A 21,106-nucleotide genomic window follows, 5' to 3' on the forward strand; every position below is an offset into this window, starting at 1 on the left:
AACCCATCACCCACCTCACCGCCCACACCGACTCCGTGACCGCGGCCGCCTGGCACCCCGACGGCCACCAACTCGCCACCACCAGCGACGACGGCAGCTGCATCATCTGGGACCCACACACCGGCCAACCCATCACCCACCTCACCGCCCACACCGACTCCGTGACCGCGGCCGCCTGGCACCCCGACGGCCACCAAATCGCCGTCGGCGAGGGCTCCGGCCTGATCGGCCTGCGGCGGGCCGACGGCCAGTTGCTGCGCTCGATGGTGGCCGTCCGGCCGCGGATCCCCGGGCTCGCCAGCCACGCCAGCTGGACCCCCACCACCCTGGACAGCTGCGCGGGCGAGGCCTGGCGTGTGCTCCGCGAGGAGACGCCCGCCGGCACCCGCCCGCTGCAGCTCCCCGGCCTCGCCTATGAGCCCCCCGAAGGCTAGGCGTCGCGAAGCTCGGCCCGGCCGGGCCCGCCAAGGAAGCCCCGGCCCGACGGCACCCCGCGCTCGGCGCTAGTCCCGCAAGATCGGCGGGTGCAAGGTGGTGGCGCCGCCCGCGCGGTAGAGCGCCGCGGGGCGGCCGCGCCCGCCGGAGCGAATGCCGCACTCGACGACGAAGCCCGGCGAGCCCAGCACCTTGCGAGAGAAGTTCCTCGGGTCGAGCTGCGTGCCCCAGGCCGCCTCGTACACCCCGCGCAGCTCGGTCATGGTGAACTCCGGCGGGCAGAAGCGGGTGGCCATCGTCGTGTACTCCAGCTTCGCCCGGGCGCGCTCCAGCCCGACGGCGAGGATCTCGGCGTGATCGAAGGCGAGCGGCGGCAGGTCGTCGACGGGGCACCAGCGCGCGCCCGCGGCGTCGGAACCGGCGGACACCCCGCCGAGCGACGCGGCGAAGGCCAGGTAGGCCACCGCCACCACCCGGCCGCGCGGGTCGCGGCCCACCTCGCCGAAGGTGGCCAGCTGCTCCAGGTGGCCTGCGGGCAGGTGCAGCCCGGCCTCCTCCGCCAGCTCGCGCCTGGCCGCGTGGTCGACGGACTCGTGGCTCAGCACGAACCCGCCGGGCAGCGCCCAGCGGCCCGTATAGGGCTCGATGCCCCGGGACACGAGTGCCGCGGAGAGGCGCGAGTCGATGATGGTCAGCGCAACCAGGTCCACGGCCACCGCCATGCGAGGAATGTCCATGACCACAGATTACCGTCGAGTTGACAGAATTACCAGAGTTCATTAATGTCATTTTCACAGTAATTAAGGAGGTACCCATGCCCACGATCCGCCGCTACCCCTGGCTCTCCCACGCCACCAGCTCCGCCACCCGCGTCCTCGTGCAGGGGAGGAACGGCCAACTCACCGTCCGCCCCGCCGGCTCGTCACTCTGGTTCCGGCCGCTCGGCACCACCCTCTCCGAGGTGCCCCTCGACGACCTCGAATTCGGCAACATCTTCCGCGTCACCACCGCAGACCGCCAGGAGATCAGCGTGCAGACCGCCATCACCGTGCGCTTCTTCGAACCCGAGCGCGCCGCGCGCCGCCTCGACTTCGCCGTCCACCTCCGCACCGGCGAATGGACCGGACAGCCCCTCCAAACCCTGCGCAACCGGCTCGGCGAATCAATCCAGCAGTTCGCGGCCCAGGTTGCGGCCGCCAGCAGCCTCCAAGACATGCTCGACGACGGCCTCAACCTCGTGCGCGAAGCCATCGAAACCGGGCTGCACGCCGACCCCCAGCTGCCCGAAGCCGGCCTCCAGGTGGTGGGCGTGCGCGTCATCGCCGTCCGCGCCGACGAGGAGTTGGAGCGCGCCCTGCAGACACAGGTGCGTGAAGAGGCCCAGGCCGCAGCCGACCGCGCAACCTACGACCGCCGCGCGCTGGCCGTCGACCGCGAGCGCGCCATCAAGGAAAACGAGCTGAACAACCGCACCGAGCTCGCCCGCCGCGAGGCCGAACTCGTCGAACTCGAAGGCGCAAACGACCGCCGGCGCACCGAGCTCGACATGGAACGCGCCCGCCTCATCAGCGAGGCCGAGAACACCGGAAAGAAGCTCGCCGTCGACGCCCGCGTCGACGAGATCAGCCGCGTCGCCGAGGCCGAGAACGCGGCCCTCCAAGCCAAGCTGACCACCTACTCGTCGGCCGACGCGCTGGCCCTCGTCGCGGCCGCCGCGCCGCAGGTGCTCGCCGCGCTGCCGAAGATCGACTCCCTCACCCTCACCCCAGACATGCTCACCAGCGCGGTCGCCAAGGTGCTGGCCGAGGTGAAGAACGCATGAGCGCCCCCCGGCTGGTGGTGGTCCACCGCGAGACCCAGCTTGCCCAGCTGCTCGCCGAACACTCGACGATGGGCGCCGTCGAGTTCTTCCTCGCCAGCCGCGGCCAGAGCGTCACCGACCTCGTCGCCGCCGACGACGCCCAGCGGCGCGCGCTGGAGCTCGCCACCCGCGCCGTGCCCGCCCAGTGGCGCCTCGCCATCGTGGAGCGCAACCAGCTGTCGCGCTTCCTGTTCGAGCCCGACGACCTCGTCGCCGTCATCGGCCAGGACGGGCTGGTGCCCAACGTCAGCAAGTACCTCGACGGCCAGGCCGTCCTGGGCATCAGCCCGCAGCGGCCCGGGCCCCTGTGCCGCCACACCCCCCACGACCTGACCCGCTTCCTCGACGGTGCGCGGCACCGCGTCGAGGAACGGGCGATGGTCGAAGCCACCAGCGACGACGGCCAGCGGCTGCGCGCCCTCAACGAGGTCTTCGTCGGCGACCGCGGCCACCAATCCGCCCGCTACGAGATACACGTGGGCGGCGAGCAGGAAACCCAGTCCTCCTCCGGCCTCATCGTGGGCACCGGCACCGGCTCCTCCGGCTGGCTCGCGTCCCTCTGGCTCCAGACCAGGCCCGGCTTCCAGCTGCCCGCCCCCGACTCCACCGCGCTCGCCTACTTCGTCCGCGAGGCCTGGCCGTCGCCCAGCACCGGCACCCAGCTCGTCGCCGGGCTGATCGCCGACGACGCGGCCATCAAACTGGTCACCCGCTCGCCGCTGGTGGTGTTCGGCGACGGCATCGAACGCGACTGCCTCCGCCTCGACTGGGGGCAGCGCCTCACCATCCGCCGCGCCCCCAACTCCCTGCGGTTACTGCTCCTCTGACCCCAGAGAAAGCCGACGGCGGTCCCACCCGGGGACCGCCGCCAAGCCCTGCGCCCGATCAGTCGATCAGGCTGCGCAGCACGTACTGCATGATGCCGCCGTTCAGGTAGTACGACCGCTCGCCGGGCGTGTCGATACGCACCACCGCCTCAAAGACGGTCTCCTTGCCGCACGGCGCCACCGCGGTGACCTTCATCGTCTTCGGCGTGACGCCCTCGTTCAGGGTGGCCACGCCCTCGACGGAGAACGTCTCCTCGCCAGTCAAGCCGAGGGACTCGGCCGACTCGCCGTCGGGGAACTGCAACGGCAGCACGCCCATGCCGATCAGGTTGGAGCGGTGGATGCGCTCGTAGCTCTCCGCGATCACGAACTTGACACCCAGCAGCGCGGTGCCCTTGGCCGCCCAGTCGCGCGACGAGCCCGATCCGTACTCCTTGCCCGCCAGCACCGCCAGCGGGGTGCCCTGCGCCGCGTAGTTCTGGGCCGCGTCGTAGACCGTGGTGACCGGACCGTCGGCCAGCGTGAAGTCGCGGGTGAATCCGCCCTCCGTGCCGGGCGCGATCTGGTTGCGCAGCCGGATGTTGGCGAAGGTGCCGCGGATCATGACCTCGTGGTTGCCCCGCCGCGAGCCGTAGGAGTTGAAGTCGCGACGCTCCACGCCGTGCTCGGTCAGGTACTTGCCCGCGGGCGAGTCGGCCTTGATGTTGCCAGCCGGGGAGATGTGGTCGGTGGTCACCGAGTCGCCCAGCTTGAGCAGCACCCGCGCGCCGGAGATGTCCGCCACCGGGCTGGCCACCCGCTGCATGCCGTCGAAGTACGGGCCCTTGCGCACGTAGGTGGAGGCGTCGTCCCACTCGAAGACGCTGCCCTCGGGCGTGGGCAGGGAGCGCCACCGCTCGTCGCCCTTGAACACGTCGGCGTAGCGCTCGGCGAACATCTCCTTGGAGATCGACGACGCAATCGCCTCGTCGACCTCCGCCTCGGTGGGCCAGATGTCGCGCATGTAGACGTCGTTGCCGTCGCGATCCACGCCGATCGGGTCGTGGAACAGGTCGATGTCCATCGTGCCCGCCAGCGCGTACACGATGACCAGCATCGGGCTGGCCAGGTAGTTCATCTTCACGTCGGGGCTGATGCGGCCCTCGAAGTTGCGGTTGCCCGAAAGCACCGCGGTGACCGCGAGGTCGTGCTCGTTGATGGCCGCCGACACCTCGGGGATCAGCGGGCCGGTGTTGCCGATGCAGGTGACACAGCCGTAGCCGACGAGGTTGAAGCCGATCGCGTCGAGGTACTTCGTGAGCCCCGCCTTGTCGTAGTAGTCCGTCACGACCTGCGAGCCCGGAGCCAGCGACGTCTTCACCCACGGCTTGCGGGTGAGCCCCTTCTCCACGGCCTTCTTGGCGACGAGGCCGGCGCCGATCATCACCGACGGGTTGGAGGTGTTGGTGCAGGAGGTGATGGAGGCGACGGTGACCGCGCCGTTGCGCAGCTCGAACTCCGTGCCGTCGGCCAGCTTCACCGGCACCGCGGCGTCGGGGTTGGCGGTGTAGGTGGGCAGGTGGTGCGCGAAGGAGGCCTGCGACTCGCTCAACAGGATGCGGTCCTGCGGCCGCTTCGGGCCCGCGATGGACGGCACGACGGTGCCGAGATCCAGCTCGATGTACTCGGAGTAGGCGGGCTCGCGGGCCGGGTCGTGCCACAGGCCCTGCGCCTTGGCGTAGGCCTCGACGAGCGCGATCTGGTGCTCGTCGCGGCCGGTCAGCCGCAGGTAGTCGGTGGTCTTGTCGTCGATGGGGAACACGGCGATGGTGGAGCCGTACTCGGGGCTCATGTTTCCGATGGTGGCGCGGTTCGCCAGCGGCACCTCGCCCACGCCCTCGCCGTAGAACTCGACGAACTTGCCCACCACCTTGTGCTCGCGCAGCATCTCGGTGATGGTGAGCACCAGGTCGGTGGCGGTGGTGCCCTCGTTGAGCTTGCCGGTGAGCTTGAAGCCCACGACGCGCGGCACCAGCATCGAAACCGGCTGGCCCAGCATGGCGGCCTCGGCCTCGATGCCGCCGACGCCCCAGCCCACGACGCCGAGGCCGTTGACCATCGTCGTGTGCGAGTCGGTGCCCACGCAGGTGTCCGGGTAGGCCTGGAGTACGCCGTCGACGGTGCGCGGGAAGACCACCCGGGCGAGGTGCTCGATGTTCACCTGGTGCACGATGCCCGTGCCGGGAGGCACCACCTTGAAGTCGTCGAAGGCGGTCTGCCCCCAGCGCAGGAACTGGTAGCGCTCGCGGTTGCGCTCGTACTCGATCTCGGTGTTGGCCTCGAATGCGCCCTGAATCCCGAACACCTCAGCGATAACGGAGTGGTCGATCACCATCTCGGCCGGGGAAAGTGGGTTGATCTTGCTCGGATCGCCGCCCAGGTCGGCCACTGCTTCCCGCATCGTGGCGAGGTCGACCACGCACGGCACGCCGGTAAAGTCCTGCATGATGACGCGCGCGGGCGTGAACTGGATCTCGTGATCCGGTTCGGCGCTCGGGTCCCAGCTGCCCAGGTACTCGATGTCTTCACGGGTGATGTTGGCACCATCCTCGGTGCGCAGCAGGTTCTCCAGCAGGACTTTAAGGCTGTACGGCAGCTTCTCCGAACCCGGCACTGCGTCGAGCCGGAAGATTTCGTAAGAAGTACCCTGCACGTCGAGGCTCGCCTTGGCCCCGAAAGAGTTGACGCTCATCGCTCTCCTTTAGCGCTGATTACATTCGTGGCTCAGTGTAGTGTGATTTGCCGCACGGCGCCCCAAAATAAATCGACAGATTTACCTTTCCTAATTCGCTCTGATTAGGCCTGATGCCTCCTTCCGGCGACGATGGCCCGGCAACCCCGGGACGGCTCAGCCGGGCGCCAGCCGGGCCACGCACTCCACATGATGGGTCTGCGGAAATAGGTCAAAGGCCCTGACCTGAGTGGTCGCATAACCCAGCTCCGCGAAGTAACCCAGATCGCGCGCGAACGCCGCCGGATCGCAGGCCACATAGCTCACCGCGCGGGGCCGCATCGCCACCACCGCGGCCACCACCTTCCGGCCCGCTCCCCTGCGCGGCGGATCCAGCACCACCACATCCGTCCGAGCGGGCAGCCCGCTCAGGAAGCGATCGATGTTCGCGGCGACGAAGTGCGCCTCCGGCACGTTGCGCCGCGCGAACTGGACCGCGCGCCTGCTCAGCTCAACGCCCAGCACGAGCGCACCCTGGCGCGCCAACGCGCCGGCGAACAGCCCGGCCCCGCAGTACAGATCCACGGCGTTCTCCCCCGCGCGCACCTCCAGCTGGGCCAGCACCGCCTCGGCCAACGTATCCGCCGCCCTCGGATGAATCTGCCAGAAGCCGTTGGCCGCCAGCCGAAACTCGCGGCCCATCGCCCGCTCCACGACGACGGCCTCCCCCGCCACCAGCCGGCCGTCGGCGAAGACGCTGCGCCCCGAGGCCGCATCGGTGACGCTCAGATCCCGCTCGACCGGCACGTCGGGCACCGGGCCCGCCGCGATCAGGCACCCCTCCGCGGGCAGCCGCACCACGTCGTGCGACCGTTTGCCCAGCAGCCCCGGCCCCGGCGAGTAACGCATCCGCGTGCGCCAACCAAAGGTGGGCAGCACCTGCTCGACCACCCCGGACCACTCCAGGCCGGCGAGCCGAACCAGCTGCTCCGCCACCACCCGCCGCTTCAACTCCAGCTGGAACTCGGCGCTGGCGTGCTGCCAGTCGCAGCCGCCGCACACCTCCGCCACGGCACACGGCGGCGTGACCCGCTCGGGATGCGGCTCCAACACCTCGCTCACCCGGCCCCGATCAAACCGGCTCCCCCGCTCCGTGATCTCCACCCGGACCCGCTCCCCCGGCAGCCCGCCGGTAACGAAGGTGACCTTGCCATCGATGCGCGCCACCACGAACCCGCCGTGCGCCACCTCACCGAGCACCGTCTCCACTTCGACCCCTCCCGTTTTGATACCGTTCAACAGATACTAGGGAGTTTCTATGCACATCGTGATCATGGGCTGCGGCCGCACCGGCGCCATGCTGGCGCGCGGGCTGGAGGAGCGCGGCCACTCGGTAGGCGTGATCGATACACGCGAGGAGGCCTTCGCCCGCCTCAGCCCGCGCTTCAGGGGCCAAACCGTGCGCGGCGTGGGCTTCGACCGCCAGGTGCTGGAAGCTGCGGGTATCCGCACCGCGGGCGGCTTCGCGGCCGTGTCCAGCGGCGACAACTCGAACATCCTCGCCGCACGAGTGGTCAAAGAAATCTACCGTGTGGAAAACGTGGTGGCCCGCATCTACGACCAAGGCCGGGCGCAGGTGTACGAGCGCCTCGGCATCCCGACGGTGGCCCCCGTGCGCTGGACCACCGCCATGGTGATGCGCCGCCTACTGCCCGAAGGATCCGAGCCGGTGTGGCGCGACCCCTCCGGGCAGGCGCGCATCCTCCAGGTTGCCGTGCACCGCGGCTGGGTCAACCGCCGGATCAGCGAGCTGTCCGCGGCGGCCGGATGCGTGATCCCCGTCATCACCCGGCTCGGCACCGGCATCGTGCCGAACAACCAGACAGTATTCCAAGACGGCGACCTCGTCTTCGCCGCCTGCGAGATCGAGCAGACCTCCAACGTCGAACTCGTGCTGGGCAATCCTCCGAAGGGACATTGAGCATGAAGGTGTCGATCGCTGGCGCAGGCCAGGTCGGGCGCTCGATCGCCCGCGAACTCATCGCAAACGGCCACCAGGTGACGCTCATCGAGCGCGAGGGCCAAGCCATCAAACAGGACACCGTCCTGGGCGCCACCTGGATTCACGCTGATGCCTGCGAGATGAGCACCCTCGAAGACGCCGGGCTGGAAAACTTCGACGTGGCCATCGCAGCCACCGGCGACGACAAGGCCAACCTCGTCCACTCGCTGCTGGCAAAGACGGAGTTCGGGGTGCCGCGCACCGTGTCGCGGGTGAACCACCCGGGCAACGAGTGGCTCTTCGACCGCCAGTGGGGCGTGGACGCGGCCGTGTCGACGCCGCGGCTGATGGCGGCGCTCGTCGAGGAAGCTGTCGAGGCGGGCAACCTCGTGCGGATCCTGTCATTCAAGGAATCCGACACCCACCTGTCCGAGGTGACCATCTCGTCGGAATCCGGCCTGGTGGGCCGCGCGATCGGCGAGCTGGACATCCCCGAGGACGTGGCCCCCGTCGCGCTGGTGCGCAAGAACCGCCCGCAGGCGCCACGCATCGACGAGCGCCTGCAGGTGGGCGACAAGCTATTCTTCCTCACCCCCGATCGCTCAGAGGCGGAGCTAGCCGAACTGTTCCAGCATCAGCCCCCGGAGCAGTCTCAGGTGGGCAGCACCGAGAACTCCGGGTTGTAGAGCGCCAGGTCCTCGCCCAGGCGCGCCAGGCGGCCGCGCGCGGTGACGGTGGCCCCCGGATAGAGGCAATCCATCGACTTGCGGCCCATCCAGATGAGCCGCACACAGCCCGACGGGTCGCTCAGCTCAGCCTCGAACCAGCCGGTGGTCAGGTTGACGCCCGTTGCCGTGATGGTTCCGCCGACTTCGACGCGCTGCCTGAGAGCACACTCGCCGATCCGGGTGCAGGCCACAGCATCCCGACGCGGTGTGCGCTCGGGCGAGGCGAGGAGCCAACGCTTCAGCCGGCCCAGTGTCTGGTTCATGACTTCGCGGCCGCCTCGGGCAGATCTGGCAGCGTGAGCGGGATCACCGAGCCCGCCGCCACGGGGCGCGAGCCGCGACGCACGACGAGGTTGGCGAAGCATTCGAGCAGCGTCAGCGCAATGTCTTCGTTGTCGGGCTCCATCGCGGCCTTGCCGAACACCACGCCGCGCACGATCCACGCCGGGCCCTCCGCCATCCAGGTCCGGGTGACCTGCACCACGTCGCGACCGTCCTCGGTGCGCAGCGGCATCGCGCGCAGCAGCTCGGTGCCGAACGGGCCCTTGCGCACCGAGAGCTTCGTGCCGGGCTGGTTCTGGGTGGCCGCGATGATCTCGTTGCGGACCTCGGCGAGATACGAGCTGCGCGAGGGCGCACCAAACAGCGAGATCTCCATGCCGGAGTCCTCCGTCGCGACGATCACCGCCTGCGGCACCTGCTGCTGGTTCACCGAGATTTGCATCTTCATGCCCTCGAAGGGCGTGACCACCAGGGTTCCGAGGTCGACGCGCGTCACGTCGTCGGCGCCCAGATCCACCTCCTCGATGTCGAACGGGCCGTTCTCGCGGTCGAACTCCTCATCCCATCTGGCCCACTCCTGGCGGGCCTCGGCCAGCGCGCGCTCGGCCTCGCTCGACTCCGGCTGTTCTTCGGCCGCGCTCTCCTCCTCGAAGGACTCCAGCTCCTCGGCCTTCGGCTCCTCCGTGACGCGCTTCCTACGTCCAAAAATCATGACTCAGCTCCACTCAACATCTGGCTTCCACCAGAAGAACCATAACCGCCGGCACCGCGCTCGGTCTCATCGAGAACGGTGACCGGCTCGAACATAGCGGAAATGAAGGGCACAATCACCAGTTGGGCGATGCGTTCCCCCTGCCGGAGCCGGATCTCGGACTCCGGGTCGTGGTTGATCAGGCACACCTTGATCTCGCCGCGATACCCGGAGTCGATGATGCCCGGCGAGTTGACGATGCCAAGCCCGGCGCGCGCCGCCAGCCCGGAGCGCGGCGTCACCATGCCGACGGTGCCCGCCGGAAGCGCGAGCCGCACCCCGGTGCCCACCAGCTTCCGTTCGCCCGGGCGGAGCAGCACGTCCTGGGCGGCCGTCAGATCCGCTCCCGCATCGCCCGGCAGCGCGTAGCGCGGCACGGGACCAATCACCGGTATCCGCATGGCTAGCGCACCAGCCCTTGAATGGCCTCGGCGAGCCGCTCGCCGTTGCGGGTCGAGACGAACCAGGCCGGGTGGGGGTCGGCGGGATCGTCCAACACCACCCGCACCTGCTGCTTGCAGTAGGGCCGGAGAATAAGGAAGGAATCGTGCTCGCCCATGCCGGGCAGTTCCTCCACTGCCTCGACCGAGGCGATGTACTCGGGCTCCAGCAGGTGCTGGCCCACCCGCAGCCCGTCGTCGCCCACCCGGATGCGCAGCGTGTAGCCCAGGAGAGCCACGACGGTGGCCACCCCCGCCAAGGCCACCAGCAGTATCGCCAGCCACAGTTCCACGTAGGCGAACACGGCCACCGCGACAGAAACCACCAGGCCCAACCCGGCCAGCCACCAAGAAAGCGGCGGCACGACTCGTTCTTCGTACTTCACGCGAGCAAATCTACCCAGGCTCGGCAATAATGGCTGCAGGAGGATCCAATGAAACTAACCGAAAAGGTCATCTGGAACGTCTACACCGGCGTTCTCTCAACCTTGGCCACGTTCATCGCCCAGAAGGTCATCACCAAGGTCTGGGAGGCCGCGACGGGGGACGAGCCCCCGGACCCGAACGACCCCGAGACCCCTGCGATTCAGGCGCTGATCTGGGCCGTCTCCAGCGGCGTCGGCATCGGCGTCACCCAGATCATGATGAACCGCTTCGTGCAGAAGCGCTGGTCCGATTCGATGGGTTCGGCCCCCGGAAAGTTGAAGAACCACCTCGACATCCGTTGATCGTCGAGGTGGCTCGTGTGGCCTGCTGCGAAGGCTCTGCCGGGCTGCGGCGCACCGGAGCGGGCCACAGGGAGCCCCGCATGACCCCGGACCGGCGCGTCCGCAGTCGGCAGCCGCTTGGAGTCCGCCCCGTCTCGCCCGGATATCCTTCGCTCCCACGGCACTTTCGCAGCGCGGCCCGGCGATGGCTCAGATGCAGTCCACGCAGATCTGCTCGCCGCCGCGCTCCTGCGCAAGCTGGGATTGCGACTTCACCAAGTAGCACTTGGAGCAGGTGAACTCGTTCGCCTGCCGGGGCAGAACTCGAACGGTGAGTTCTTCGTGCGAAAGATCCGCCCCGGGCAATTCGAACGATTCGGCCGCCTCGACCTCGTCTTCGTCCACCTTGCCCGAGTTCTTGTCGTTTCGGCGCGACTTCAATTCCTCAAGGGAATCCTCCTGCATTTCCTCATCGGTCTTACGCGGAGCATCGTAATCGGTTGCCATGGCCACCCTTCCTGATCGTTACTCGATCGTTACTCGCGCATATTGTTACCACACCCAGCCGTCGTTTGCTCGTCAGGGTGGCCGAGCCTGGCGTTATTCGCTGGTAGATTGGGCGGGGATACGACTCGTCTGCGAGGAAACCGATGAACAGTGCCCTGTCCCCCCGAGAGATTCAGGCGCGGATCCGCGCCGGCGCCTCCCCGGCTGAGGTGGCTGCTCAGGCTGGGCTGGAGGAAGCGGACATCCAAGGCTTCGCCGGCCCCGTGCTGGGCGAGCGCGAGTTCGTAGCCAACAGCGCCCTGGCCTCCACCATCCGGCGCCGCGGCGAGAACGCCCACCGCAACCTGGGAGAGCTAGTCGCCGACCGGATGCGTCAACGCGGCATCAAGGCCGAGGAGATCGTGTGGGATGCGTGGCGCCAGGAGGACCTTCGCTGGCGCGTGGTGGGCGTGCTACGCGACGAGGCGGGCGAACGTCGAGCAGAGTTCATCTACGACCGGAAGGCCCGGCTAAGCACCGCCCACAACGCCGACGCCCGGTGGATGATCGGCGAGGAACTGCTCGGCGCAAAACGCGAAGACGAGAACACCATCGACCTCGACGATGAGCTGGCCCTGCTACGCGCCACCAAGGAGCGCCCGCGGCCGCTGCCCGCGAACCCGGGCCAGGAGGTGCCCGATCCGGAGGCGATGCACGACGACTTCGAGGACACCTCGCAGCTGGACGAGCTCTACGACATGCTCAGCGGGATCAGCGAGGATTCGGTGCGGCTCTACGCCGGGTTCGTGCCATTCGACGACGAGCCCGCGGAGAGCGCACCCGACGACGAGGCGCCAGCCCAGGAGGCCGACGAGGACACCGTCGTGCTGCCCAAATCCCCGCGCTCGGAGGCCGAGCCGTTCGAGCAGCCGGAGGCCCAGCCCGAGGATTCGGTTCAGGACTCGCTGCTCGCCGGCGAACCCACCAAGCCCAAGAAGAGATCCCGCCGCAAGGGCCGCGCCAGCGTCCCCAGCTGGGACGAGATCATGTTCGGTGGCCGCTAGAGTCCGTTCGCGAAAGCGCTCGTCGGAGCGAGGACGCTCCGGGCGCCGCGCTGGACCCTCGACGGCCGCCTCCTGTGCTGGGCCTTCAGGTCAGGGGGCTGGGCACCCCCGGCGCGCCACGGCCCGGGGCCTTCCTTCGCGGCAGCGCCTCAGCCCCAGTCCTCGTTGTCGAAGGGCAGCGGGTCGGGAGACAGCGTTGCCTTGGCGAGCGCCTTCGTCACCTTGCGGCGATGGTGTAGTCGGCACAGCACCTCGTAGCGAATCTCGCCCAGCCCGAGAGTGTCGCCCACAGCGATCTGCGAGCCCTCCGTCACCATCTGTCCGCCGACCGTGCGCGCGTTGTGCGTGCCCCGCTGACCGCACCAGCACAGTGGGCCGAGCGGCAGCGTCTCCGTGCGGTCGGCAAGCTCCACCAGGCGTCGGGAGCCGGGGAACAGCTGCGTGCGGAAGTCCGCGAGGATGCCGAAGGCGTAAACATCTATCTGCAGCTCGTCCACGATGCGGGCCAGCTGCTCGATGTGCTCCGGGTGATAAAACTGGGCCTCGTCGCAGATCAGATAATCGATGCGCTTGCCCGTGGTCAGCTCGCGGATCACGAAGGTCCAGAAGTTGAACTCGTCTTCAACCTCAAGCGCCTCCTGTGACAGGCCGAGCCGCGACGTGACGGCAGGCCTGCCGGAACGATCCTGCCGGGTGAACAGCCGGCCCTTGCGGCCGTGGGCCGACTGCGTGTAGTCCATCTGCAGCGCGAGGGTCGACTTCCCGCAGTCCATCGGCCCGGTGTGGAATACAAGCTCAGCCAACTTACTGCCTCCGATCGCTAATTTCCCCGCACCCGCCGCGCCCGGGCAGTTGGGAGATCCACCAGATTTCAGGAAACGCTGCTCGTCTGCGCCCGGGAGGGCCGGGAATCACCGTCGCCCCCCGACGCTGAACAGCGGCACGAGCATTTCGGCGCTGGTCAGCGAACCGTGCATGCCCACCAGCGTGAACTCGCCCGCGAACCGTCGGCTCATCACCGCCCAGTCCTCCAGCATCACCACCAGCACGTCGCCGATGCGCGGCAGCGTCTTGGCCGACACCTCCGGGCCGAACCAGCCGCGCGCGATCGCGTCCTCCTTGGTCACGACGACGGCGCGCTCCCCCAGGAACGTCTGCCAGGCTGCGGCCAGCTTCTCCGGTTTGGGCCCGTAGAGTTGGCGGAACCTCCCCTCACCGCCGATGCGCTGAAAACCGGCCAGCTCGTCGTGGTCCTCGGCGACGATCCGCCGGTCGGCGGGCACGTTCACCATGCCGTGATCGCCGGTGACCAACACACACACACGTCCTCACTCGCCACGTCCAGGAGCGCGGCGACCATGTCGTCCACCTTGACCAGCTGTTCAAGCCATTGCCACGACCCGAAGCCGTAGGAGTGTCCAGAGTGGTCAAGGAGGCGCTCGTAGCAGTACACGATATCGTGCCGGGTAAGCGCCTGAGAGACGCGCTCCACGACGCCCGACACCTCGTTCTCGTCGCTCGGACGGGCCACCAACTCGGTTCCCGCGAACGCGAGAGCCGTCAGCGCACTCCCCGCGAAGCGCTGCAAGGTGACAGCCGCGCTGCTTCGGCCCTGCATCCGCAACTGCTGGAACTTCGTCGGCACCTGGCGGAAGCTGGAAACATTTCGGGGCCCATTCTCCCAGGTGAGCGCGTTGACGATGGCGGCAACGCTCGGCTCGTAGAAGGAATAACCAACGACGCCGTGGCGCCCGGGCGCATAACCGGTGCCGAGGCTCGTCAGCGAGGTGGCGGTCGTCGACGGCACCGAGCAGGTGAGTTGGAGCCGGTCCAGCCGCGTCAGGTTCTCCGCGTGACCCGCGTACACGTCGCTCAGCTCGTAGCCCAGCCCGTCCACCATCAGCACGACGTACTTCTTCGCCCTCGGCAGCAAGATGATCGGTTCCTCGCCGCGCAGGCAGGCCGCCACGCTGGGCAGCAGGTTGACCAGCGCATCGCCATCGTATTTCGGCGCGACCAGTTCGGCGTTCACTGCACAGCCCCCTGCAGCAGTGCGCCGAACTCCACCAGCTTCCCCACGGCCTGGTCCCCGTCCGCGTCGCGGCTCATCCGAAGGACATAGTCGTCGGCGGTGGACATACCGGTGTAGCCGTGGTCAGCCTCGCAGCCCGGCTCGTCACAGCCCGCCGGCTGCACGTCAACGCGCCTGGCCGCTCCCCAGATCACCGTCAGCCAGGCCTCGGCGAGGCCCGCGCGGGAAGAGGCCGCGTCGGCCACCGAACGGGTCATGATCACGGAGTCGATCGCCCGCAGCTTCACGAGCTCGGTGGTGACAACCGCCCGGCCGTCGCCGGCCTCGTCCGCGTGGCAAATGATGAATGCTCCCTCGACCAGAGCCAACACGGTGAGATGCCGATGCACCTCGTTGGTGGCGAAGGTGGCTTCATGGTGCACCAGGTGGCCAAGAACCCTGCGTCGCCCGACCGCGCCGTTCAGGGCGTCCACTACGACGGCGGGGTAGAAACCGCAATCGGCCACCTCCGCGAGCAGTTGCTGGGGCAGGCCTTGGATGCAGTGGGTATCGGTCACCGCTCCATCATAGGCGCCCAGTGCGCCCAGCTGTGGAACCGACTATCTTGGTCCCATGCGCAACCGCCCATTCATCGGCGCTCGCCTGGAAGACCACATCAAGCGGATGATAAACCGAGTCCTCATCCGACGAGGCTGGCAGGAGGCGATCCTGCCCTACATCGGATACGGCACCCGCGAGCAGCTCCGCGTCATGTCCCGCGTGCTGCTCGCCCCGGCCGACGGCGACCCCTTGGCGCGCGCCGCTGGTGCCGCCCTCTACCGGCGCGGCTGGCGAAACTTCATTGCCGTCAGCCGGATGGACGCCGCGGTCACCCTCACCATCGGCAACGCCAGGGTGCCGGTGGCCGCCGACCGCGGCGGATACATCGACGTGCGCATCAAGAATCCCGGCCTGCCGCCCGGCTGGCACGACATCACCATCACCAGCGCGGGCGGCGTCTCCGCCGTGGCACCGGTGCAGGTGATTGACGACGACGTGCGCTTCGGCATCGTCTCCGACATTGACGACACGATTCTCTCCACCTGGCTGCCCCGGCCGATGCTCGCGGCCTGGAACTCCCTGATCCTCACCGAGCAGGCCCGGCAGGCGGTGCCCGGCATGGCGCGCTGGTTCCAGCAGCTGCTGGCGGCTCACCCGGGAGCGCCCATCATCTACGTCTCCACCGGCGCCTACAATACGTTCCCGATGATCCGGCGCTTCCAGGGTCGACACGGGTTCCCCACCGGCGCCATGCTGCTCACCGACTGGGGTCCCACAAACACCGGTTGGTTCCGCTCCGGGCCCGACCACAAGCGGACCGCTCTGCGCGAACTTGCTCGCGACCTGCCTAACGTCCGTTGGCTGCTGATCGGCGACGACGGCCAGCACGACCCACAGCTCTACGCCGAGTTTGCCGAGCTGCAGCCCGACCACGTCCTCGCGCGCGGCATCCGTGAGCTGACGCCCGGCGAGCTCGTGTTGGCGCACGGCATCCGCCTCGATGGCGGCGAGTTGCGCTGGAACCCCAAGCAGACACCCGAGTTTCGTGCCCCCGACGGCGACGGCCTGGCGGATAGGCTGAGGCGGTTGGCGATCATCGACTTCTAGGAGAGTGCTGTGGCAAAGGTGGACGACGACTTCGTTGACGAGGAGCACATCGTCGACATCGACGTCACGCAGGAGATGGAATCCAGCTTCCTGGAATATGCCTACTCCGTGATCTACGCGCGCGCCCTGCCCGATGCTCGCGACGGCCTGAAACCGGTGCAGCGTCGGATCCTGTTCTCCATGGACGAGATGGGTATCCGCCCCGACAAATCACACGTGAAGTGCGCGCGCGTCGTCGGCCAGGTGATGGGCGCGCTGCACCCGCACGGCGATGGCGCGATCTACGACGCGCTGGTGCGCCTAGCTCAGCCCTGGAGCATGCGGCTGCCCCTGATTGATGGCCACGGCAACTTCGGCAGCCTCGACGCAGGTCCCGCCGCGATGCGCTACACCGAATGCCGGATGGATCAGCCCGCCGTCGCGATGACCCGCGGCATCGATGAGGAGACCGTCGACTTCAAACCGAACTACGACGGCAAGGAATCCGAACCCGAGGTGCTGCCCGCCGCCGTGCCCAACCTGCTCGTCAACGGGGCCACGGGCATCGCCGTCGGCATGGCCACGAACATCGCCCCCCACAACCTCATCGAGGTGGTGGCTGCTCTCAAAGAGTTGATCCGAGACCCCGGGATCGGTCTCGAAGGACTGATGCGCCACATCCCCGGCCCGGACTTCCCGGCCGGCGGCAAGATCGTCGGACTGGGCGGCATCCGCGACGCCTACGCCACCGGGCGCGGATCGTTCAAGATCCGGGCCACGACGCGGATCGAGAAGGTCAGCCCCCGCCGCATGGGGATCGTCGTGAGCGAACTGCCGTACATGGTCGGGCCGGAGCGCATCATCGAACAGATCAAGAAGGGCGTCAGCGACAAGAAAATCAGCGGCGTCCACGACGTGAAGGATCTGACCGATCTGGAGCGCGGCACCCGACTCGTCATCGAGGTGAAGAACGGCATCAACCCCGAGGCGCTGCTGGAGCAGCTGTTCAAGCAGACCAAGATGGAGGACACCTTCGCCATCAACGCGGTGGCCCTCGTCGACGGGCAGCCGCGCACACTGACGCTCAAGGAGATGCTGGAGGTTTACCTGTCCCACCGCCGCGACGTCATCGGCCGCCGTACCCGCTACCGCCTGGGCCGGGCCAGCGACCGACTGCACCTGGTGGAGGGGCTGCTGATCGCCATCGTGGACATCGACGACGTGATCCAGATCGTGCGCACTTCCGACGACGTCGCCGCTGCTCGCGCCCGACTGATCGAAGCCTTCGAGCTGACCGAGGTCCAGGCCAACTACATCCTCGACATGCAGCTGCGTCGGCTGACGAAGTTCTCCACCATCGAGCTGCAGAAGGAGGCCGACGAGTTGCGCGACCGCATAGCGGAATTGCAGGCCATCCTCGACGATCCCCGCAAGCTCGACCGGGTGCTGATCGGCGAACTCGACGAGGTCGCGAAAACCTACGGAACACCGCGGCGAACCGTGCTCCTCGCTGGCGCGGGCCTGCCGTCGGCCGCCGCGCAGCCCCTGGAAATCGCCGACGCGCCGTGCCGGGTGCTGCTCAGCGGCTCGGGTCTGGTGGCACGCATCGACTCCACCGAGCTGCCCCCGACGGTGGGTCGGGCCGCGCACGACGTCGTGGTTTCCACCTGCGTCGCCACCACGAAGGGCCACTTCGGCGTGATCACCAACGCCGGCAGGTTGTTGAAGGCTCCCGCCATAGAACTACCGACGGTGCCGCTGGCCGCACAGGCCCCGAACCTGCAGGGCGGGTCCCCCGTCGCGGAGATGTGGCCGCTGGAGAAGAACGAGCGCGCGCTCGCCGTCGTCTCCCTCGCTGAGGACTCGCTGGGGCTCGCGCTGGGCACGGCGGAGGGGATCGTGAAGCGCGTGCACCCGGAAGTGCTCGGCAAGGATTCCTGGGATGTCATCCGGCTGAACGACGGCGACGAGCTGGTGGGTGCCGCCGAGCTGTTGAGCGAGCAGCATCACCTGCTCTTCATCACCTCCGACGCCCAGCTGCTGCACTACGGCGCCGACTCCGTGCGACCGCAGGGCCGCGCGGGCGGCGGGGTCGCCGGGATCAAGCTAGGCAAGGGGGCCCGGGTCATCTGGTTCGGTGCCGTAGACCCGCGGGCCGCCGAGGTGGTCACCATCTCTGGCAGTTCGGCCTCCCTGCCCGGCACAGAAGCCGGAGGCGCGAAGGTCACCCCGCTCGACGAGTTCCCAACCAAGGGCCGCGGCACCGGCGGCGTCCGCTGCCACCGCTTCCTGAAGGGAGAGGACCGGCTGCTCGTCGCGGCTGCCGGCCCGTCTCCGATGATCGCCCAGGCGGCCTCCGGCCTCCCGGTCGACCTGCCCGACGCCCCGGGCCGCCGCGACGGCTCCGGGGCCCCACTGGCGCAACCGGTTACCGCAATCGCCCCCCGCCTGGGCTCCGGGGCGGATGTAAGCACCAAAGGCGCCGCAGTCGTCGAAGAGAGAGAGCGAAGATGAGTTTCGACGATCTACTGGCAGCGAACCGTCGCTACGCGGAAAGCTTCCCGCACGGCGGATTCGACGGCATCGCCCGCAAGGGCGTGCTGATGATCACCTGCATGGATTCCCGCATCGACCCGCTCGATGTGATCGGTCTGGGCCACGGGGATGCCAAGATCCTGCGCTCCCCCGGCGGTCAAGTATCCGAGACCATGCTGCGCGGGGCGATCCTGGGCGTCCACCTGCTGGGCGTGCAGCGGATCATGGTGATGCCCCACACCAAGTGTGCGATGGCCTCCGGCACCGACGCCGACCTGCGCGACCTGATCGCCGAGCACAGCGGGCTGGACACCACCTGGATCAACTTCGGGGCCAGCCCGGATCAGTTGGCCCGCCTGCACGGTGACGTCTCGCGGATCGCCAACCACCCGCTGCTCAAGGACCGGGTCGAGGTGGGTGGCTTCATGTACGACGTGGACACGGGGCTCCTGGAGCAGCTGATCTGATTAGGCGTCAATGCGCTCCGCGTCCAAATGGTACGCACCCTCGATGATGAACTCCTTGCGCGGGGCGACATCGTTACCCATCAGCATCTCGAACACCCGCTCGGCTGCTTCGACGTCGTCGACGGTGATCCGCCTGAGCGTGCGATGCCGCGGGTCCATCGTCGTTTCCTTGAGCTGCGCCGCGTCCATTTCCCCTAGGCCCTTGTAGCGCTGCGGCTCCTTGAACGCCTGTCCCTTCTTGGTGAGCTCGGCCAGCTTCCGCTGGTATTCGGCGTCCGAATAGGTGTAGATGTACTTGTCATAGCCGCGCTTCGGCTTGATCAGCTCGAAGCGGTGCAGCGGCGGCACCGCGGAGTAGACCCGCCCCGCCTCCACCAGCGGGCGCATGTAGCGGAAGAACAAGGTGGCGAGCAGGGTGCGGATGTGGGCGCCGTCCGAGTCGGCGTCGGCCATGAAAATCACCTTGCCGTAGCGGGCCTGATCGAGGTCGAAGGACCGACCGGAGCCGGCGCCAACCACCTGGATGATGGCGGCGCACTCGGCGTTTTTCAGCATGTCGCCCAGCGAGGCTTTCTGCACGTTCAGGATCTTTCCGCGGATGGGCAGCAGCGCCTGAAACTCCGAGTTGCGCGCGACGTTGGCGGTACCGAGGGCTGAGTCGCCCTCGACGATGAACAGCTCGGTTGCCTCCACGTCGGTGCTGCGGCAGTCCTTGAGCTTCGGCGGCAGCGAGGAGGACTCCAGCGCGGTCTTGCGCCGCTGGTTCTCCTTGTGCGCCCGGGCGGCCACCCGGGTACGCGACGCGTTGACCACCTTCTCCATCAGCGTCCGCGCCACGGAGCGCACCGCCGGTTTCGTGGACTGCAGGAAGTCGGCGAACTCCCGCTCGACGATCCTGGCCACCAGCCGCGCAACGGGCGGGGTGCCCAGCACTTCCTTCGTCTGCCCCTCGAACTGGGGCTCGGCCAGTCGAACGGTCACGACGGCGCTCAGCCCCTCCAGGCAGTCTTCCTTCGTGATCTCCTCGCCGGACTTCAGCAGCCGCGTGCCCTCCAGCGACTTGGTGAACGCCCTCGTCAGGCCCCGCTCGAAGCCGGAGACGTGCGTGCCACCCTTCGGGGTGGCGATGATGTTGACGAATGAGCGCACGGTAGCGTCGTATCCGGTGCCCCAGCGCACCGCGATGTCCACCTCCAGGTCGCGCTCCACGTCGGTGGGGGTCATCGCCCCGTTGGCGTCCAGCATCGGCACCGTCTCGACGAACGTGTCGTGGCCCTGCAGACGAAGCACGTCGGTGACCGCGGCGTCGGGGGCCAGGAACTCGACGAACTCGGTGATGCCGCCGACGAAGTGGAACCGCTGCCTGGTGTGCTCCTCGTGGCGGTGGTCCTCGACGACGATCTCCAGCCCCGGCACGAGGAAGGCCGTCTGCCGGGCCCGGTCCTGCAAGTGTTTGAGGCTCAGCTCGGCGTCGGCCAGGAAGATCTGCCGATCCGGCCAGTAACGCACCCGGGTGCCCGTCTTGGCCTTCGCGACGCGGCCAACCTTGCGCAGCCCGCCCTGCGGCGTGAAGGGAGCCTCGGGCCCATCCCCGTCGAAGACGCCGGGCACGCCCCGGCGGAAGCTCATCTCCCAGGTGGCGCCGTCTCGATCCACCTGCACGTCCAGCCTGGCGGCCAGCGCGTTCACCACCGAGGCGCCGACGCCGTGCAGGCCGCCGGTGGCGTTGTACGAGGAATTGCCGAACTTTCCTCCCGCGTGCAGTCTGGTGAATACCACCTCGACGCCGGGCAACCCTGTCTTCGGCTCGATGTCCACCGGGATGCCCCGGGCGTGGTCGCGGACCATGATCGAGCCGTCCTCCGCCAGCAGCACCTCGATGTGCTCACCGAAGCCGGCCAATGCCTCATCCACCGCGTTGTCGATGATCTCCCACAGGCAGTGCATGAGGCCGCGCGTGTCCGTCGAACCGATGTACATCGCCGGCCGTTTGCGCACGGCTTCCAGCCCCTCCAAGACCAGAAGGTTCTTGGCCTCGTACTCGCGGGATCGTTGCTTGCTCTGGGAAGACTGCACCCACGCACTCTAGCGCCCGCCTCCGACATTTGCTCGTAGCGAAATGCGCTAGCCCCGCTGGGCTGCTTGGGTTGATG

General features: G+C 68.2%; 23 protein-coding genes. 10 read left to right on the forward strand and 13 right to left on the reverse strand.

From position 1 onward, the window contains the following. Positions 1–434, forward strand: a 434-nt coding sequence (locus EII42_RS02010) for a WD40 repeat domain-containing protein (protein ID WP_199729775.1), incomplete at its 5' end; no start/stop codon positions are given. Positions 435–503: 69 nt separating this feature from the next. On the opposite strand, the gene EII42_RS02015 is transcribed toward EII42_RS02010, so the two are convergent. Next, positions 504–1,172 carry an NUDIX domain-containing protein gene (locus EII42_RS02015; RefSeq protein ID WP_233558239.1) on the reverse strand — a complete coding sequence of 223 codons (669 nt, stop codon included), beginning with the start codon at positions 1,170–1,172 and terminating at the stop codon, positions 504–506. Positions 1,173–1,249: 77 nt separating this feature from the next. Between EII42_RS02015 and EII42_RS02020 the strand changes: the two genes are divergently transcribed. Both EII42_RS02020 and EII42_RS02025 read left to right on the forward strand, forming a co-directional pair. Further along, positions 1,250–2,257: an SPFH domain-containing protein gene (locus tag EII42_RS02020; RefSeq protein ID WP_125170450.1), complete on the forward strand. Its 1,008-nt coding sequence runs from the start codon at positions 1,250–1,252 to the stop codon at positions 2,255–2,257. Beyond that, positions 2,254–3,123: a hypothetical protein gene (locus tag EII42_RS02025; protein WP_125170451.1), complete on the forward strand. Its 870-nt coding sequence runs from the start codon at positions 2,254–2,256 to the stop codon at positions 3,121–3,123. Before EII42_RS02020 ends, EII42_RS02025 begins: the two co-directional genes overlap by 4 nt. A 58-nt stretch (positions 3,124–3,181) precedes the next feature. On the opposite strand, the gene acnA is transcribed toward EII42_RS02025, so the two are convergent. Then, a complete protein-coding gene (gene acnA / locus EII42_RS02030) occupies positions 3,182–5,854 on the reverse strand; it encodes an aconitate hydratase AcnA (RefSeq protein ID WP_125170452.1) in 2,673 nt (890 codons plus the stop codon). Between the two features lie 156 nt (positions 5,855–6,010). Then, positions 6,011–7,132, reverse strand: coding sequence for a class I SAM-dependent RNA methyltransferase (locus EII42_RS02035; protein ID WP_233558240.1), 1,122 nt, complete (start codon positions 7,130–7,132; stop codon positions 6,011–6,013). 19 nt (positions 7,133–7,151) lie between these two features. On the opposite strand from EII42_RS02035, the gene EII42_RS02040 reads away from it, so the two are divergent. Then, positions 7,152–7,814, forward strand: a complete 663-nt coding sequence (locus tag EII42_RS02040; protein ID WP_125170454.1) for a TrkA family potassium uptake protein — start codon at positions 7,152–7,154, stop codon at positions 7,812–7,814. Positions 7,815–7,816: 2 nt separating this feature from the next. Further along, the gene (locus EII42_RS02045) at positions 7,817–8,521 is read left to right on the forward strand and encodes a TrkA family potassium uptake protein (RefSeq protein ID WP_125170455.1); all 705 of its coding nucleotides are present in this window, start codon (positions 7,817–7,819) and stop codon (positions 8,519–8,521) included. Here the strand turns inward: EII42_RS02045 and EII42_RS02050 are convergent. Genes EII42_RS02050 through EII42_RS02065 form a run of 4 tightly spaced genes read right to left on the reverse strand, consistent with a single transcriptional unit; the run spans position 8,488 to position 10,422 of the window. Next, entirely contained in the window at positions 8,488–8,826 is a 339-nt protein-coding gene (locus EII42_RS02050; protein WP_125170456.1) for a hypothetical protein, read from the reverse strand. The genes EII42_RS02045 and EII42_RS02050 overlap by 34 nt on opposite strands. Continuing rightward, entirely contained in the window at positions 8,823–9,557 is a 735-nt protein-coding gene (locus EII42_RS02055) for a DUF3710 domain-containing protein (RefSeq protein ID WP_125170457.1), read from the reverse strand. The genes EII42_RS02050 and EII42_RS02055 overlap by 4 nt, the downstream gene beginning before the upstream one ends. After that, complete coding sequence (gene dut, locus EII42_RS02060) at positions 9,554–9,997, reverse strand: dUTP diphosphatase (RefSeq protein WP_125170458.1); 444 nt, start codon at positions 9,995–9,997, stop codon at positions 9,554–9,556. The genes EII42_RS02055 and dut overlap by 4 nt, the downstream gene beginning before the upstream one ends. Positions 9,998–9,999: 2 nt before the next feature. Then, positions 10,000–10,422, reverse strand: a complete 423-nt coding sequence (locus EII42_RS02065; protein ID WP_158676361.1) for a DUF3093 family protein — start codon at positions 10,420–10,422, stop codon at positions 10,000–10,002. A gap of 48 nt (positions 10,423–10,470) precedes the next feature. On the opposite strand from EII42_RS02065, the gene EII42_RS02070 reads away from it, so the two are divergent. Further along, a complete protein-coding gene (locus EII42_RS02070; protein WP_125170460.1) occupies positions 10,471–10,764 on the forward strand; it encodes a DUF4235 domain-containing protein in 294 nt (97 codons plus the stop codon). Positions 10,765–10,953: 189 nt separating this feature from the next. Here the strand turns inward: EII42_RS02070 and EII42_RS02075 are convergent, their stop codons facing one another. Continuing rightward, positions 10,954–11,250 (reverse strand): DUF4193 domain-containing protein, encoded by a 297-nt coding sequence (locus EII42_RS02075; protein ID WP_125170461.1) that lies wholly within the window; start codon positions 11,248–11,250, stop codon positions 10,954–10,956. Between the two features lie 143 nt (positions 11,251–11,393). On the opposite strand from EII42_RS02075, the gene sepH reads away from it, so the two are divergent. Next, positions 11,394–12,293, forward strand: a complete 900-nt coding sequence (sepH, locus tag EII42_RS02080; protein WP_125170462.1) for a septation protein SepH — start codon at positions 11,394–11,396, stop codon at positions 12,291–12,293. A 149-nt stretch (positions 12,294–12,442) separates the two neighbouring features. Here the strand turns inward: sepH and EII42_RS02085 are convergent, their stop codons facing one another. From EII42_RS02085 to EII42_RS02100, 4 genes are all read right to left on the reverse strand, one after another. After that, positions 12,443–13,096, reverse strand: coding sequence for a thymidine kinase (locus EII42_RS02085; RefSeq protein WP_125170463.1), 654 nt, complete (start codon positions 13,094–13,096; stop codon positions 12,443–12,445). Between the two features lie 108 nt (positions 13,097–13,204). Continuing rightward, positions 13,205–13,609 carry an alkaline phosphatase family protein gene (locus EII42_RS02090; RefSeq protein ID WP_125170464.1) on the reverse strand — a complete coding sequence of 135 codons (405 nt, stop codon included), beginning with the start codon at positions 13,607–13,609 and terminating at the stop codon, positions 13,205–13,207. Then, positions 13,579–14,325, reverse strand: a complete 747-nt coding sequence (locus EII42_RS02095; RefSeq protein WP_125170465.1) for an alkaline phosphatase family protein — start codon at positions 14,323–14,325, stop codon at positions 13,579–13,581. Before EII42_RS02095 ends, EII42_RS02090 begins: the two co-directional genes overlap by 31 nt. Beyond that, a complete protein-coding gene (locus tag EII42_RS02100; RefSeq protein ID WP_199729776.1) occupies positions 14,322–14,882 on the reverse strand; it encodes a DUF5998 family protein in 561 nt (186 codons plus the stop codon). Before EII42_RS02100 ends, EII42_RS02095 begins: the two co-directional genes overlap by 4 nt. Before the next feature lie 55 nt (positions 14,883–14,937). Here EII42_RS02100 and EII42_RS02105 point away from each other — a divergent pair, with 55 nt between their 5' ends. The 3 genes from EII42_RS02105 to EII42_RS02115 all read left to right on the forward strand — a co-directional run bounded on the left by EII42_RS02105 (position 14,938) and on the right by EII42_RS02115 (position 18,953). Next, positions 14,938–15,972, forward strand: coding sequence for an App1 family protein (locus tag EII42_RS02105; RefSeq protein WP_125170466.1), 1,035 nt, complete (start codon positions 14,938–14,940; stop codon positions 15,970–15,972). 75 nt (positions 15,973–16,047) lie between these two features. After that, positions 16,048–18,465, forward strand: coding sequence for a DNA topoisomerase (ATP-hydrolyzing) subunit A (locus EII42_RS02110; protein WP_125170625.1), 2,418 nt, complete (start codon positions 16,048–16,050; stop codon positions 18,463–18,465). Next, the gene (locus EII42_RS02115) at positions 18,462–18,953 is read left to right on the forward strand and encodes a carbonic anhydrase (protein WP_125170467.1); all 492 of its coding nucleotides are present in this window, start codon (positions 18,462–18,464) and stop codon (positions 18,951–18,953) included. Before EII42_RS02110 ends, EII42_RS02115 begins: the two co-directional genes overlap by 4 nt. Here EII42_RS02115 and EII42_RS02120 read toward each other — a convergent pair whose 3' ends face one another. After that, on the reverse strand, positions 18,954–21,029 hold the full coding sequence (locus EII42_RS02120) for a type IIA DNA topoisomerase subunit B (protein ID WP_125170468.1): 2,076 nt from the start codon (positions 21,027–21,029) through the stop codon (positions 18,954–18,956). It lies immediately after the preceding gene. Positions 21,030–21,106: the final 77 nt, after the last annotated feature.

It is taken from the genome of Tessaracoccus sp. OH4464_COT-324 (assembly GCF_003932855.1).
Taxonomy (GTDB): Bacteria; Actinomycetota; Actinomycetes; order Propionibacteriales; family Propionibacteriaceae; genus Arachnia.

What these genes read in the sequence shown, in the direction of transcription:
- EII42_RS02015 (WP_233558239.1), bottom strand. Translation starts at nt 1,172, where the DNA reads ATGGACATTCCTCGCATGGCGGTGGCCGTGGACCTGGTTGCGCTGACC.
- EII42_RS02020 (WP_125170450.1), top strand. Translation starts at nt 1,250, where the DNA reads ATGCCCACGATCCGCCGCTACCCCTGGCTCTCCCACGCCACCAGCTCC.
- EII42_RS02025 (WP_125170451.1), top strand. Translation starts at nt 2,254, where the DNA reads ATGAGCGCCCCCCGGCTGGTGGTGGTCCACCGCGAGACCCAGCTTGCC.
- acnA (WP_125170452.1), bottom strand. Translation starts at nt 5,854, where the DNA reads ATGAGCGTCAACTCTTTCGGGGCCAAGGCGAGCCTCGACGTGCAGGGT.
- EII42_RS02040 (WP_125170454.1), top strand. Translation starts at nt 7,152, where the DNA reads ATGCACATCGTGATCATGGGCTGCGGCCGCACCGGCGCCATGCTGGCG.
- EII42_RS02045 (WP_125170455.1), top strand. Translation starts at nt 7,817, where the DNA reads ATGAAGGTGTCGATCGCTGGCGCAGGCCAGGTCGGGCGCTCGATCGCC.
- EII42_RS02050 (WP_125170456.1), bottom strand. Translation starts at nt 8,826, where the DNA reads ATGAACCAGACACTGGGCCGGCTGAAGCGTTGGCTCCTCGCCTCGCCC.
- EII42_RS02055 (WP_125170457.1), bottom strand. Translation starts at nt 9,557, where the DNA reads ATGATTTTTGGACGTAGGAAGCGCGTCACGGAGGAGCCGAAGGCCGAG.
- dut (WP_125170458.1), bottom strand. Translation starts at nt 9,997, where the DNA reads ATGCGGATACCGGTGATTGGTCCCGTGCCGCGCTACGCGCTGCCGGGC.
- EII42_RS02070 (WP_125170460.1), top strand. Translation starts at nt 10,471, where the DNA reads ATGAAACTAACCGAAAAGGTCATCTGGAACGTCTACACCGGCGTTCTC.
- EII42_RS02075 (WP_125170461.1), bottom strand. Translation starts at nt 11,250, where the DNA reads ATGGCAACCGATTACGATGCTCCGCGTAAGACCGATGAGGAAATGCAG.
- sepH (WP_125170462.1), top strand. Translation starts at nt 11,394, where the DNA reads ATGAACAGTGCCCTGTCCCCCCGAGAGATTCAGGCGCGGATCCGCGCC.
- EII42_RS02105 (WP_125170466.1), top strand. Translation starts at nt 14,938, where the DNA reads ATGCGCAACCGCCCATTCATCGGCGCTCGCCTGGAAGACCACATCAAG.
- EII42_RS02110 (WP_125170625.1), top strand. Translation starts at nt 16,048, where the DNA reads ATGGAATCCAGCTTCCTGGAATATGCCTACTCCGTGATCTACGCGCGC.
- EII42_RS02115 (WP_125170467.1), top strand. Translation starts at nt 18,462, where the DNA reads ATGAGTTTCGACGATCTACTGGCAGCGAACCGTCGCTACGCGGAAAGC.